The sequence below is a fragment of the Companilactobacillus mindensis DSM 14500 genome, assembly GCF_001434275.1.
Lineage (GTDB): Bacteria > Bacillota > Bacilli > Lactobacillales > Lactobacillaceae > Companilactobacillus > Companilactobacillus mindensis.
The window spans coordinates 58,053-72,112 of the sequence record NZ_AZEZ01000004.1; the positions used below are offsets into that span (position 1 = coordinate 58,053).

Annotated in this window: 15 protein-coding genes and 2 pseudogenes; 9 read left to right on the plus strand and 8 right to left on the minus strand. The window is 38.1% G+C overall.

What is annotated here, in order from left to right; all coding sequences use genetic code 11:
- The first annotated feature begins 15 nt into the window (after window positions 1-15).
- Window positions 16-567, plus strand: coding sequence for a TetR/AcrR family transcriptional regulator (locus FD29_RS00845; protein WP_057887093.1), 552 nt, complete (start codon window positions 16-18; stop codon window positions 565-567).
- A 51-nt stretch (window positions 568-618) separates the two neighbouring features.
- Here the strand turns inward: FD29_RS00845 and FD29_RS00850 are convergent, their stop codons facing one another.
- The gene (locus tag FD29_RS00850; RefSeq protein ID WP_057887094.1) at window positions 619-1,206 is read right to left on the minus strand and encodes a site-specific integrase; all 588 of its coding nucleotides are present in this window, start codon (window positions 1,204-1,206) and stop codon (window positions 619-621) included.
- A gap of 431 nt (window positions 1,207-1,637) precedes the next feature.
- Here FD29_RS00850 and FD29_RS00855 point away from each other — a divergent pair, with 431 nt between their 5' ends.
- The 4 genes and pseudogenes from FD29_RS00855 to FD29_RS00870 form a co-directional block, all read left to right on the plus strand.
- Entirely contained in the window at window positions 1,638-1,916 is a 279-nt protein-coding gene (locus FD29_RS00855; RefSeq protein ID WP_057887095.1) for a type II toxin-antitoxin system Phd/YefM family antitoxin, read from the plus strand.
- Entirely contained in the window at window positions 1,909-2,172 is a 264-nt protein-coding gene (locus FD29_RS00860) for a Txe/YoeB family addiction module toxin (RefSeq protein WP_057887096.1), read from the plus strand. The genes FD29_RS00855 and FD29_RS00860 overlap by 8 nt, the downstream gene beginning before the upstream one ends.
- A gap of 200 nt (window positions 2,173-2,372) precedes the next feature.
- On the plus strand, window positions 2,373-2,630 hold the full coding sequence (locus tag FD29_RS00865; protein WP_057887097.1) for a cation-transporting P-type ATPase: 258 nt from the start codon (window positions 2,373-2,375) through the stop codon (window positions 2,628-2,630).
- Window positions 2,611-3,288, plus strand: a pseudogene (locus FD29_RS00870) (SDR family oxidoreductase); the annotation flags it as partial. The gene FD29_RS00865 and the pseudogene FD29_RS00870, both read left to right, overlap by 20 nt.
- A gap of 498 nt (window positions 3,289-3,786) precedes the next feature.
- On the opposite strand, the gene FD29_RS00875 reads toward FD29_RS00870, so the two are convergent.
- From FD29_RS00875 to FD29_RS00900, 6 genes and pseudogenes are all read right to left on the minus strand, one after another.
- Window positions 3,787-4,650 carry a metallophosphoesterase family protein gene (locus tag FD29_RS00875; RefSeq protein ID WP_057887098.1) on the minus strand — a complete coding sequence of 288 codons (864 nt, stop codon included), beginning with the start codon at window positions 4,648-4,650 and terminating at the stop codon, window positions 3,787-3,789.
- 505 nt (window positions 4,651-5,155) lie between these two features.
- Window positions 5,156-6,946 carry a DNA helicase RecQ gene (recQ, locus tag FD29_RS00880; protein ID WP_057887099.1) on the minus strand — a complete coding sequence of 597 codons (1,791 nt, stop codon included), beginning with the start codon at window positions 6,944-6,946 and terminating at the stop codon, window positions 5,156-5,158.
- Between the two features lie 64 nt (window positions 6,947-7,010).
- Complete coding sequence (locus FD29_RS00885) at window positions 7,011-7,655, minus strand: TetR/AcrR family transcriptional regulator (RefSeq protein ID WP_057887100.1); 645 nt, start codon at window positions 7,653-7,655, stop codon at window positions 7,011-7,013.
- Window positions 7,656-7,660: 5 nt separating this feature from the next.
- Window positions 7,661-8,602, minus strand: coding sequence for an ABC transporter permease (locus FD29_RS00890; RefSeq protein ID WP_057887101.1), 942 nt, complete (start codon window positions 8,600-8,602; stop codon window positions 7,661-7,663).
- Complete coding sequence (locus tag FD29_RS00895; RefSeq protein WP_057887102.1) at window positions 8,580-9,323, minus strand: ABC transporter ATP-binding protein; 744 nt, start codon at window positions 9,321-9,323, stop codon at window positions 8,580-8,582. Before FD29_RS00895 ends, FD29_RS00890 begins: the two co-directional genes overlap by 23 nt.
- Before the next feature lie 120 nt (window positions 9,324-9,443).
- Window positions 9,444-9,939 (minus strand): annotated as a pseudogene (locus FD29_RS00900) (methylated-DNA--[protein]-cysteine S-methyltransferase).
- A gap of 95 nt (window positions 9,940-10,034) precedes the next feature.
- Between FD29_RS00900 and FD29_RS00905 the strand changes: the two are divergent.
- From FD29_RS00905 to FD29_RS00920, 4 genes are all read left to right on the plus strand, one after another.
- Entirely contained in the window at window positions 10,035-10,577 is a 543-nt protein-coding gene (locus tag FD29_RS00905; protein ID WP_057887103.1) for a bifunctional transcriptional activator/DNA repair enzyme AdaA, read from the plus strand.
- 258 nt (window positions 10,578-10,835) lie between these two features.
- Window positions 10,836-11,315, plus strand: coding sequence for a PTS sugar transporter subunit IIA (locus FD29_RS00910; RefSeq protein ID WP_057887104.1), 480 nt, complete (start codon window positions 10,836-10,838; stop codon window positions 11,313-11,315).
- A gap of 99 nt (window positions 11,316-11,414) precedes the next feature.
- Entirely contained in the window at window positions 11,415-12,242 is an 828-nt protein-coding gene (locus tag FD29_RS00915; RefSeq protein WP_057887105.1) for a site-specific integrase, read from the plus strand.
- Between the two features lie 9 nt (window positions 12,243-12,251).
- A complete protein-coding gene (locus FD29_RS00920) occupies window positions 12,252-12,821 on the plus strand; it encodes an LOG family protein (RefSeq protein WP_057887106.1) in 570 nt (189 codons plus the stop codon).
- Window positions 12,822-13,074: 253 nt separating this feature from the next.
- Here the strand turns inward: FD29_RS00920 and rbsU are convergent, their stop codons facing one another.
- Window positions 13,075-13,965: a ribose/proton symporter RbsU gene (gene rbsU / locus FD29_RS00925; protein WP_057887107.1), complete on the minus strand. Its 891-nt coding sequence runs from the start codon at window positions 13,963-13,965 to the stop codon at window positions 13,075-13,077.
- Window positions 13,966-14,060: the final 95 nt, after the last annotated feature.

Here is a 14,060-nt window from a genome sequence, read left to right on the forward strand (position 1 = left end):
ACGAGGTGATTACACATGAGTTATACGAGAAAAACTAATCAAACCAAAAATTTAATACGTCAGGCTATGATTGATCTCATGGAAACTAATTCTTTTGAATCCATGACAGTTGATCAAATAGCTGAAAAATCGATGATTACCCGAAGCACATTTTATAGATATTACGATGATAAATATGAATTGGTTTCAGAAATTGAAGATGAAACACTTAAATATATTGAATCAATCCGTGATTCTAAGCAGATAAGTGGTGATTTATTTAGCTTCGATCAGATTAAATATTCTATGGATTCGGTTAAAAAATATGCGCCAACAATCCGAATTCTCCTAAGTGAGAATGGGGACATTGGATTTGTGGCAAAGATACAACGGTCAGTATCATATATCTTTTTTGGACATGAAAAGATTAATCGAACTCCTAAAAATAAGGTCATTGAAGAATTAATGGTTGCAATCGTCGTAAAAAGTTTCCAAACACTACCTTCATCAGACGTTTCTATTGATGAGAAAGCTCAAATTCTTAGTGATATTCTCAACAAGGGAATTATAAATACATTAACTAATTGATAGGAATAAAAAATACATCTAACCATTTAAAGTCAGATGTATTTTTTATTCCTACCCAAAGTCTATCTGATCCAACATAGCTTCACGAGATTCCTGATCCAGTCCCAAGTAAGCTAAGGTCATTTGTTGACTACTGTGGTTCAACAAACGCATTACCAAACCAATATTGTAATTTGACTGAACATAAACACGATAGGCTCCAGTTTTTCTCATCGTATGGGTACCCAAATAATTGATATTGAGTAAGTCGCCGGTCTTGGCCATTACTTTATAAAATTGTTTCTCAGTTATATGACGGTCAGGTCTCTGCATGGATGGAAAGAGCCATTCGGAATTCACCTTATTTTCTAAAAGCCATTTTTGGTAGATCAACAAATCTCGGGTGATCGGTTTCAAATACAAAGTATTTGGTTTGCCAGTTTTTTTGTCGTGAATAAAAGCCGTTTTTCTTAACTCATCATAATCATCAAAAACGTCACTGTATTTTAGAGCAAGAACATCCGACACACGGAGTAGGGTAGCCTTACCAGTTTGAAAAATCGTATAATTTCTGCGACCGTATTTAAAATTGCGTAAAAGTGTATCTTGAACTTCACTCAAAATATTACTGTCTTTAATTGGTAAAACTAATTGTTTCATAATGTCTCCATTCCAAATCTGTCTCTTTTAAAAATTTAAGTCTATTTTGATATTTTTTCACTTTAAAGGGTAAAATAGACGGTTTTATAGGTCATTTATACTAGGGTCTATTATTAAGTATTATTGATAAATAACCCCTAGGTATATATTGTAATTTTTCGAAGTTGATACGTCAACATTCTTTAGGGGCTATTTATTACAAATAGCCCCTGTTTATCCAAGATAACGGCTATTTAATGTTTATTATTTCCTTACTTCCTGAATCTTCATTCTACGGTCACTTTCACTTTTTAGACTACCAACTATATATCTAGAAAGCATAGAACACGCCTCTCAGCATTTGGACTTTTTCCGATTTAAAACTCTCAAAATTGCATATAAGTACAAAATCAAGTACAATACTATGTGATGAAAGAATTGAGGTGGCTAAAATGGAAGCAACTACTTATTCAGATTTTCGTAAAGAATTAAAAAAGTATTTGGATAAGGCAACTGATGATTTCGAGCCAATAACTATCACACGTAAAGGAAATCACAATGCAGTTTTAATTTCAGCAGATACTTATAACAATATGATTGAGAACCAATTCGTGTTGGGTAATCCGACTAATTTAAAATGGTTGGAAGAATCGAAAGATCAAGCTCAAAAAGGGTTATTAACCAGTCACGATTTAATTGACCCAGAAAATAGTGATTTCGATCATGAATAGAAGTTTTACCGATAATGCGTGGTCCGACTATTTATGGCTTCAAAAAAATGACAAAAAATCATTAAAAAGAGTCAATAGCCTTATTAAAGAAACTACAAGGACTCCATTCAAAGGTATTGGTAAGCCAGAACCATTACATGGTGAATTTTCCGGTTACTGGTCTCGAAGAATCAATCAAAAGGATCGATTGATCTATGGTGTCACGAAAGAAAGCCTAATTATCTTAGCCTGCAGATCGCATTATTCTGACAAATAAACCATCGAAAACGGTTGCTTTAAGTAGTCGTATCCTTTATACTAAGCTCAAACAAGGGAGTAACTAGCAGAAGTTACCTGTGACAAAATCGTCAGCAAGACTTAAAGTCTGGTTTTGTCTTAAAAAGTGAGACTTGTACGCATATTTGGCGTGCAAGTCTTTTTTTATCCCTTAAAATTTGAAGAGAGGCAAATTTATTTATGAAAGATCAACATGATACCACTAGGTATTACGCTTTGACCGAGAAACAATTATTGAAAGATTTACAGACTAACAGTGAGGGGTTAGTTGATTCTGAAGCTTCCAAACGACTGGCTACAAATGGGCCAAATGCATTGGCTCAAGGTAAGAAGCAAACTATTGTTCAAAAGTTCTTCAATCAATTCAAGGACTTTATGATCATCGTTTTATTAGTAGCCGCTTTTGTTTCCGGAGTAATTGCTAAAGAATGGGGCTAAGTTAACCATTGCTGCCCGGAGAATGAATCGATTGGAAAAAGTCGTTCAAAATAATGTCGGAGCAGAAATTTTACCTGTTGCAGCTGATGTTTCAAAGGATGATGAAGTGCAAAATGTGATTGATGAGACTGTTGAAAAGTATGGTCGAGTTGACGTGATATTTAACAATGCAGGTATTATGCCAGTCAATAATTTGGATGCGATTGCTCGTGATGAATGGCAGAATATTATGGATGTTAATGTTAAGGGCGTTTTGAACGGAATTGCCGCCGTTTTACCTGTAATGAAAAAGCAGCAAAGTGGTCACATCATTACTACTTCATCCGTTTTAGGATATGAAGTGTTGCCAGGTTATGCAGCATATTCGGGTAGTAAATACGCTGTCCGTGCAATTATGGAAGGCCTTCGCCAAGAAGAACGGACTAATAATATCAAGACGACCGTTATTGCTCCGGGTACCGTTCAGACTGAATTATTCAATTCAATCAACAATCAAGAGATAAAAGAACAGCTTGAGAGTTTAAAAGATCTTCCTGGAGCTGATATGCAAGCTCTACAGCCGGAAGAAATTGCGGAAGCAGTAGCTTTTGTAATCAACACACCTAAGAATATGGCTGTCAATGAAATGGTTATTCGACCAACTGGTCAGGAAGTTTAATTAAACTGATTTTTTGAATAAATTACATTTTTCTAAATTCTATGTTTCAATTACGTGAATGTGAACATATTATTTTGCTAATCTGGGTAAGTAGTTCTAATTGAATTTAGCCAATTAGTTCTGTAAATAATTCAAATTTCATTTATTACCAATATTATTAATTGCTGAAATCAGGAATTAAAATATATTGATAGGGCTAGTATTTATACAAAATAAATACTTAAAATTTCTAGTCTTATCCAATTCTTCTAACAATCACTATTTAAGGCTGAGACGTTGATTCTACGGTCACTTCAGCAAAATAACTATTTAGGAATCAAATTCAGCAAACAGAAAAGCAATTCACCAATGAATCTCAGATAATAAAGGGATTTAAGGGGAATTGATTTTTATTTAAAATTAAGATCTCCGAAAGAACAGAGAAACATAAAGAGAAGTAAATTGCTGAGAAGAAAGCAATTTACATATTTAAGGTTACATAATATGTATTATAGGAAGTTAAATATTTTCCTTAAATTTAGCTAATTGATCTAGGTATTTTAAAACATCCGCTTTGTAATTGTATTTCTTTATTTGTTCGTTCAAAGCATCATTGTCATGTGTAAAGGCTTTGCCATCATCAAAGATTTTTTTGTACAATTCAAAGAATGGCAAATTATTTTCTTTGGCGAAATTTAACTCGTCAGCGATTGGATATGAAACTTTTCTAAAGTCGATTCCACCATAACCAGTATCATCAAAAGTTATAATTGAGTACTGAGCGCGTCTGTCAGCACTCAATTTTTGCCAGGCGGTATATGGTTGACCAATCGAGCCAGGATTGATGACTAATTGATCATTGCTGCTAGTACGAAGCAATTGATGATGCGTGTGGCCATAGATAGCCAGATCATAAGGCTTTTGAAATAGCAGTTCATCGAAGTTTTGCTGTTTTTCATACGGTAAGAGCTCGTGACCAAAGTCTTTTTTGGGATAGTTATGTGCTAAGAGAATCTTCAGGCCGCTGACAGACGTTTCAGCATAGATAGGCCAATGCTGCATCTGATTGAGGTATTTGGTGCTCAGGTGATTAAAGGTATATTGCAAAAGCTCCACAATATAGGTAGTTTGGGGCTCATCGATGTACTGCTTGCTGATTGAAAGGATGTCCTCAAATAGAAAGTCGTCCCAATTGCCACGAATCATTTGGGTAGTGTTGATTGAATTCAGCAATCTCAAAATCGAGTCGGTCCCGGGTCCAGGCATTAATAGGTCGCCGAGAAACCAGTATTCATCAACATTTTGTGATTCCGCATCTTCAACGACATGCTTGAAGGCAGTGAAGTCACCGTGAATATCAGAAATTATTGCTACCTTTTTCATGTTTGTGCCCCCTTCTTTATATTTTGATTTTGGCGGTTAAGTTTAATTTAGCACTTTTTGTGGTTTGACGGTCTGTTTCTTTGGTCTTGTTTTTTGATGGCTATGTTTTCGTAAAACATATATTTTAAATATTGCTTCATCAAAAAAATCATTATTAAGAATACTGATGACGCATTTATTGATCCATTTCATCTTAAAGTCCATCAACTCATCGATGATCTTTCATAGAATTCGCCTCTCAGCACGCTTCTATCGCCTTTTTGAACTAATGTTCGACCGAATTTAAGCTTTAGCACCCGAGCTATTCATTACAAACGCTTATTTAAAGGCATTTTACTATTCAATCACCCTAATACCCTTTTGTTGATCAAATGGATAGTTGTTTTCGTAAAACATTTATTACTCTTTCCTTTTGCTTAATTTCCACAAAAAAATAGTCAATTATTCAACTAATTGACTATCTATTAATAAACATATTATTTATTTTAACACTCATACCTACTTATTAGGCCTCTTGAAAGTCTTTTATTTCACCAATAAAATCGGGTCCATATTGCTCTAATTTGACCTTTCCTACACCACTGACAGCCAAGAACTCTTGGTCATTAGTTGGCAATTTGACGCTCATGTCCTTCAAGGTTCGATCGGAAAAGATCATAAACGGTGGCAACCCCTGCTGCTTTGCGAATTTCAAGCGCAGTGCTCGCAGTTTTTCAAAGAGATCGACGTCAAAACTCCCATCAGCAACCATCGACTTAGGTTTGACTGTTTCTTGACGAAGATCTTGCTTTCTAGCCACATTCATTTTCCCTTTGAGGACCGCTAGACCCTTCTTTGACACTAATAGGGTTGGATATTCCCCACCGCTGCTTTTGAGAAAGCCATTTGCGGTCAAAAAATCTATCAAACGGCTGACATCCTTCAAGGTTCGATCCTTGAATATGCCAAAAGTCGACAATTTTTCAAAGTGACGCCAGTCGTTAGCCATGTTATCTTTACCCACTAATACTCTAGTGACGACTTTTTTCCCATAGCGCTGATTCATGCGTACCACACAGCTCAAAACTTTCTGCGTATCAGCTGTCGCATCGGTCAATTCCCGATCATCCAAACAGTTAGAGCAGCGTCCACAAGGCGTCGTATTGGTTTCACCAAAATAATCTAAGACAAACTTCATCAGACAAGCTTGTGTCTGGGCAAAACGGCTGATTTCAAACAGTTTATTACGTAAACTGAGCTTGTATTGGTCGTCCCCTTGGGATTTATCGATAAAAAACTGGTGGAGCCGCAGATCAGCTGGCGTATAGAGTAAAATTGCCTCAGCTGGCAGGCCATCACGTCCAGCACGCCCTACTTCCTGATAGTAACTCTCGATCGTCCCTGGGATCGTAAAGTGCAAAACGTACCTGACGTTAGTCTTGTTGATTCCCATACCAAAGGCGTTAGTTGCCACAATGACATTGATTCGATCGAACAAGAAGTCTTCTTGTTGCTGGTGGCGTTCTTGATCGCTCAAACCGGCATGGTAGCGTCCTACTTTGACATCGTTGTCGTTGAGAAATTTATAGATATTATCGACGTCTTCTCGACGTCCAGCATAAATGATACCTGACTCATCGATATGATTTTTGACATAATTCAAAACATACTCTGATTTATCAACGCCCCGTTCGATCTTCAAGGCTAAATTATTACGTTCAAAACCAGTCTTAATGATATTTTGGGCGGGTACTTGTAAGATACTAGCCAAGTCATCCTGAACTTGTTCAGTCGCCGTAGCCGTCAAAGCTAGCCACGCAGGTTCTCCCGGTAATTGTTGCAATGGTTCGATCATTTTCAAATAACTATTGCGAAAATCGTGTCCCCAAGAAGACAACACGTGAGCTTCATCGATAGCTATCAGTGAAATATCCAGTGCCGACAACCAACTGTAAAATTCATCATCGACAATTTTCTCCGGAGCCACGAAAAGTAATTTGACGGCACCGCTTTCGATATAGCGCATCCGTTCTTCACGGTCATGCCATTCAACGGTACTGTTCAAAAACGTTGCGGGGATCCCTACCTCATTGAGACTGTCGACTTGATCCTTCATCAAAGAAATCAAAGGAGAGACTACCAAAGTGACCCCTGGTAGCAAAGTAGCTGGCAGTTGGTAACAGATAGACTTTCCCCCACCTGTCGGCATGATACCCATTGCTTTTTGACCATCCATGACCTTTTGGATCAGTTCTTTTTGACCGGGTCTAAACGTATCATAACCAAATTTTTCTTTTAATGTCGCTTCTAAATTCACTAAAATACTCCCCGTTTCAAAGTAATGATAAATCTAGCATAGCACATCGTTTTTCAGAGATAAATTATTTCCTGACCGCTCGCAAAATCATATTTTCAATATTGCTCAGATCCGTTTGGATTTGGGCTTTGTCCGCAGTTGGAATGATTCTTTGACTTTGCAAAAAGTAAAAATAGAGTTGACTGGCAACTAAACGAACGAATTGGATCATATCAATGTCGGTTCTCATCTCACCAGTTTCTTGCAGCACTTGCCAAATATTTTTAACAAACATCCCTTTGAGCGATGCTATCTTCTTTAGCAACAGATCTTTCACTTTATCGTTGATCATAACTTGCGAGAAAAGAATGATAGCTGCATCTTTGTTCTGTACTAAAAAGTTAAACCGGTTCGTAATAATGAAGTGGATCAAACTGTTCAGACTCTGATTGTTTTGGGCTACATCAGTCGCAAATTCTTTTCCATAAGCTGGCAAGATATGTTCAATGATCGGTTCGATAATGAATAGCAACAGATCTTCCTTAGACTTGAAATATTTAAAGATCGTCGCTTGACTCATCCCTGAACTTTTGGCGATCTGAGCCGTTGACGTTCCATCGTAGCCTTGTTCTGAAAAGAGTTTTAGGCTGGCTTTGATAACTTGCTTTTTACCGTGGGGCATGTCGGTATTAGTCAACCAAATGCCGACATCTTCAAATGCGTTTTCCATAATTGTTAGACCTTTCTATATTTCTTTAAACCGAGAATGTTCATTACTGTCAAAATTACTAAGAAGACCAATAAAATGCCGATATCAGGCAAGATCTGTAAAAATCCGTTTCCTGACATGACAATGCCACTCAAAGCATCCCCCGCGTATTTTAACGGCAAGATATAGGAAATCACTTTGACGCCATTTGCCATCGTGTCCAAAGGAATGATACCTGAGAAGAAGACTTGGGGCACAATGACTAAAGGAATAAATTGCATCATCTGAAACTCCGACTTAGCAAAGGTCGACATCAAAATACCAAAAGCTAAGGCAACTAACGCTAAGATGAAGTTAATCAAAATTACGTAAAGAATATTCCCAACTACTTCCACTTTTAAAGCCCAGACTGTAAATAAGACGATGATCAAGGTTTGAATGATGGCTAAACCGCCGTAACTGAGCATATATCCGAAGACAATCTCTGAACGTTTAACTGGTGTTGCCAATAGTCGATTCAAAGTTCCTGACGTCCGTTCGTTCAACAAAGCCATCCCTGAGATCAAGAAGACAAAGAAGAAGACGAAAAATCCCATCAAGATTGGCACGATCTTATCAAAGAAGTTAGTATCGCTATTACCGTACTGGTAATGATTGATGATCTTACTCTGCGTTTGCTTTTTTGGTGCTTGGTTAGGTAGTTGACTTTGGATCTTCGTTAAAGCATTTTGAGCCTTTTTATCAGTCGTATATTTATGCGTATCGACATGACTAACTTTATCCAAGGTCTTAACTAAGGACGTATTGACGTTGACTGTGGCCAAATCGACATTGGTTGACGAATTAGTTGAAAAAACTAGCTTCATTAAAAATAATACTAGAATTGGAGCTAAAAACATCAACATCAAGGTTCTTTTATCCCGAAATAATTCTCTCGTAACTCTTTTAGCGATAGAGATTGTTCTCATTTTGGATCGCCTCCGCTTTCAAAAATACCTCTTCGATTGAATTGACTTGGTACGCTTGTTTCAAACTGTACGGATCGTTATAAGCAATGATCTGCCCACCTAACAATAAGGCCACATCATCAGTCAATTCAGCTTCATCCATCACGTGAGTCGTGACTAGGATCGTCTTGCCTTGGTTACGTAGATTCTGCAATTCAGACCAGATCTGTCGACGCAAAGCTGGATCCACGCCAACAGTCGGTTCATCCAAAATTAAGATCTGATTGAAACCTAATAACGCAATCGCTAAAGACAATCGCCGTTTCATCCCGTCTGAATAGCCACTGACCCGTTTGTCCAAAGCCTTCGTCAAATCAACGACTTGGGTAACATGTTTGATCTGTTGTGCTGCAGCAGTCTTAGTGAGTTCTTTCATGTCCGCATAAAACTGTAGATTCTCTCGGCCGGTCAATTGTTCGTACAGAGCGTCTGATTGAGCCATATAGCCGATTTTCCCTAAGAGCTTACGATTGGGCATCTTCTGATTAAAAATCGTTGTCTGGCCACTATCTGGGACTTCCATCCCTAGGATTACCTTGATAATAGTCGACTTCCCTGCACCGGAAGGACCGATCAAGCCAATGATCCGTCCCTGAGGGACTTGAAAATTGATGTTTCTCAACACTGTCTGCTTGCCAAATTTCTTAACAACGTTATTTAACGAGATTATTGCTTCATACATTAGTGTTTCCTCCGTGGTAAAAGTTGAGTGAGTGAGTATTTACTCACCTAAATTTAAAGCTAGTATAAGCTATTCTTACGCAAATGAAAAGACCTACCGAAAAAATTTCCGATAAGTCTTTTATTTGTTTGCTTGTTCTAAGTTTAATAACGCTTTTTTCATTGTCAAACCACCACGATAGCCCCCTAATTGGCCAGTTTTAGTCAAAACCCGATGACAAGGTATCACCATTAGAAGCGGATTCTTACCGATTGCTGTCCCAACTGCTCGCATAGCCTTAGGTCGATCAATCTGTTGAGCCACCAAAGAGTAATTAGACGTCTGTCCATAGGGGATCCTTTTGCAGCTGCTTCCAAACTGCTTTTTGAAATGGCGTCCCAGTTATGTCAGTTTTAAAATCAAAAGTTTGTCGCCTGCCTTGTAAATACTCACTTAATTGCAAAATATACGGTTCTATGACTGTTTTGTCAGCAATTAAGTCACGTTCTGGATAAAACCGTCTTAGTTCGGCAACCGTCCCCTCCTGTGAACCAACAAAAGCTAAGCCTAACTCAGTAGCTCCAACTAGATAATGATGTCCTAATATCTCATAAGAATGATAATAAATCGTCTGCATTTTTGTCACCAACTTTTCTATATGCCTAGTATATGCTAAACTCTATTTAAAAATCTTGCAGTTTAATTCTTTAAACCAAACTACCGAGGCTCATTATGAAACATCCCTTAACCCAAAAACGTTGGCAAACCATTATAACCAATCAGATCCCTAAACAGCCTTTTTTCTATGGCGTTAAAACAACCCACATCTTTTGCCGTCCCAACTGCCCTTCCAAAACTCCTAAAAGAGAAAATGTCGTGATCTTCGCCAACAGTGATGAAGCTTTAATTCAAGGTTTTCGTCCTTGCAAAAGATGTCTTCCCACTGGCAACAAATTACCCAATGACCTCTGGGTCACTGAGATCAAACAGTATCTCGCCGACAATTATCAGCAACACCTATCTTTGGAAAAGATTGCTGCTGACTGCCATGGGAGCGTCTCAAACTTACAACGGACCTTCGCTAAGGCAACTGGCATTAGTCCCACTAGTTACTTACAACAAATTCGTTTAAAGCATGCTAAAGAACTGCTACAAGAGACTGACTATTCAATCAAAACGATTGCTGCTCGTTGCGGATTTAACAGTGACACTTACTTCAATACTTGTTTTAAAGAAAGCTTCACTCAAACGCCACAGCAATTTCGTCAAGCTTAATGGATTTTTATTTCATCTTTATATAGAATAAATGTAATATATTGTAATTTTATTTTAAATGAGCTATTATTATCAACGTGGTTAAGCGATTTCATCGGCAAAAAGCATCCCAAATATAATAATTAAGTTAAAGCTGCACTCGGTATCTTGCAAACTAACCTGAATTATTTATAATTGTATTAATGCACAAACTGTAAGCGCATTATCTAAATTGACCCATTGATATATTTTTGAGATATTTTGAGGAGGAATTTTACTATGGGGTTATTTTCAAGAAAAAAGGTCGATAAATTCGTGGCACCGGCTAGCGGTGAACTAATTCACTTGGATAAAGTCAGCGACCCAGTCTTTTCACAAAAATTAATGGGCGATGGATTTGCCATAACTCCCGATCAAGATGAAATATTTGCGCCGATCGGTGGCGTTATTGGAACCGTCTTCCCTACTAAACACGCTTTGATGATCACTTCAGACCACGGCTTGGAAGTGATGTTGCACTTAGGCATCGATACGGTTGAACTAAACGGCAAGCCTTTCGAAACGTTCGTCAAAGAAGGCGACACTGTCAAAGCTGGTCAAAAATTGGCTACAATGGATTTGGCTCAAGTCAAAGCTGCCAATAAAGACACGGCTATCATGACGATCGTTACTAATTCCGATGCTGTCAAAGACATGCCCGACTTCGAAGAAAAAGCTGTCAAACCTGGCGATGAAGCTTTGGACGTTACTGTAAAATAAATCGTGGGAGCTGGAAAATACTTTCTGGCTCTTTTTTTGTATATATTTTTTTGTGAGTGAATTTGACTAACTGTATAATAGTTACAAGGAGGTTATCTTATGGTTAAAATTCCTTATCTCTCAGGCTTTGAAGCCTACTTAAAAACTCGAAATATCTCACCCAAAGCACACACTGAGTACATGAATTCACTGACTGATTTTTTTAATTATACGATCCAACATAACAATGACTATAAAATATCCGAAGATATCAAAGATGTCCACGAAATGGATGTCCGCCTATTTAAAAACTTTATGCTGGAAAACTTACAGCTCAGCGCTAGTACGATCAACAAAGTCATCAGTAACCTCAACGTTTACTTCAAATATCTCTTCGGTGTCAAAAAGACTCCTGAAATACCGACTTTGAATATCAACAGCGTGACTGTTCCTAAACAGACTGACTTTCCGACGGTCGTTTTTTTGAAGCTTCCAGAGTACTTGAAGATGGATCTCAGTATTTATACGCGACTGTTGATTCTAATAATCTCTAAGGGTTTCAATTATAAAGAAGCACTTAAACCTGATTTTTATCAAAAATTTCAACAATTGGACTTTGATACCGCTCAAAAGCAATTTTTAAGCCAGTACCGAGATTATATCGAACCCTATAAAACTTTCTGGGACAATGACAATCTCTTCTTGAGCCGCAATCGTGGGGCTAATACGCCATTGTTGACTGTCAGTGCCTTGCACCGAGATCTAAAACGAGATAGCGACGCAACTAAATTAGACTTAGCACCTAAAAAGCTTTACACGACGTTTATCTTGTTGGCTCTCAGTACAAAAGAGTTGTCGACCGACCAGCAACGAGCTTTAGACGCTTTGGATACGCCGTCATTAATGTATTATCGTCGACTCAAACGCGAAACTAATTATGATATTTAAGGAGTTACTATGAAAAATATAGCAGTATACTGCGGTGCCTCAACTGGCAACGATGATGTCTATACGAAAGGTGCAAAGAAATTGGGCCAATGGCTGGTTAAAAATAATTATGGCTTGACTTATGGTGGCGGCCGCTTTGGCTTGATGGGCGTTGTCGCCGACAGTGTTTTAGATAACGGTGGAACTGTGCACGGCATCATCACTCAAGAACTGTACGACCGCAACTTGGCACACCCTAACTTAACTAAACTGGATATCTTGCCTGATATGTCAGCCAGAAAACAAGCGATGCTAAAAAACTCTGTAGCTAACATTGCTTTGCCTGGCGGACCAGGAACTCTGGAAGAGATCTCTGAAGCCTTTTCATGGACGATCGTTGGCGATAGCATTACGCCATGTATCTTTTACAATGTCGATCACTATTATGACGAATTGGCAAGTTTCTTCGACACAATGGTAAAGAAGAATTTCATGGTTGAAAAGACTCGTAAAACCTTGTTATTCAGCGATTCCTTACCCGAAATCGGTGAATTTATCATTAACTATAACCCACCGGCTTTGCGTAGCTATACTAAATAAGCGAGCAGATTATTTAACTGGGAAGTCATTCGGGTTTATATTCTAGTCGTCAGATAGATAAAAGCATCTGACAATGTACACTCCTTAGATATACATTACAAAATATGATTTTCTCATTAATACTACATATAATAAATATCCTCCCAATTTTGTATAGATTAATAAAAGATAGACCATTTGAATCTAAAACTCTCTGATATATAACAAAAAAGCACGCTGGAATTGACCTCCAACGTGTTTTTATGTTGCGTTTTTATAGTAATGTCGTTACGATACCGGCGATGACAACTAATACCAAACCAGCGACGATAAAGGCCATCTCCTTGTGAGTCTTTCTTTCGTGCAAGATGTAAATACCACCCAAAGTTGCAATGACAACATTCATCTGTGACAAGATAAAGCCGGTTGCCAAACCATTGACTGATGGTCTAGCGGAGATCAAGTATGTCAAAGCTGCGAAAGCGAAGAAGAAACCACTGATGATATTCGTATACGAACTCTTAGTTGAAAAAGGCTTTTCGGAACGGTTTTGTCTAGTAGCTACTGCAAAAATAGTTGCGACTACAGCCATCCCTAAAGCTTGAGGTAAAAAGGCTTCAAAGCCGCTTACTTTGACCCCTTGTGGGAAAGCTGAGTAACCTAGATAGCCGATCTCAGCACAAGCGACTAATAAAACACCCTTAACGGCGTTCATGCCACCGTCTTCTTTAGGTAATTTTTGCTCACTGAACGTTGTGAGATAAACTCCGAAAATAATCAAAACAATGGCTGAAAAACCAATCAATTTAGCACTACCACTGGCCCACTCGCCAAGAACGAAAACACTCCAAAGCGATGCACCGACCAGTTGGAAACCAGTTGATACTGGCATGGTTCTAGAAACACCCATTTCGGCAAAAGCATAAAATACTAAAATCTGACCCATGGACCAAAAGGCACCTGATAAGAAGGTAAAGAGAAATTCTTTGCCACCCAACATCGGCGTCTGACGTGCGACAGCAACAACTATGGCAAAGATCAACGTACCATAAGTTGTTCCCAGAATCTGGTTAACCGGCTTTCCACCAAATTTACCTGTCAGGATAGGAAATAGTCCCCACCCGATCATTGGCATAAGACCAATTAATAGATTTAATGCGTTCATTAACTAAAACTCCCTCTGTGAACTAAACTTATTATCTCAAATTCAAGACTACTGCAACAAAACCCCCAGTAGTTTTCTGACAATGCAAGTATTAT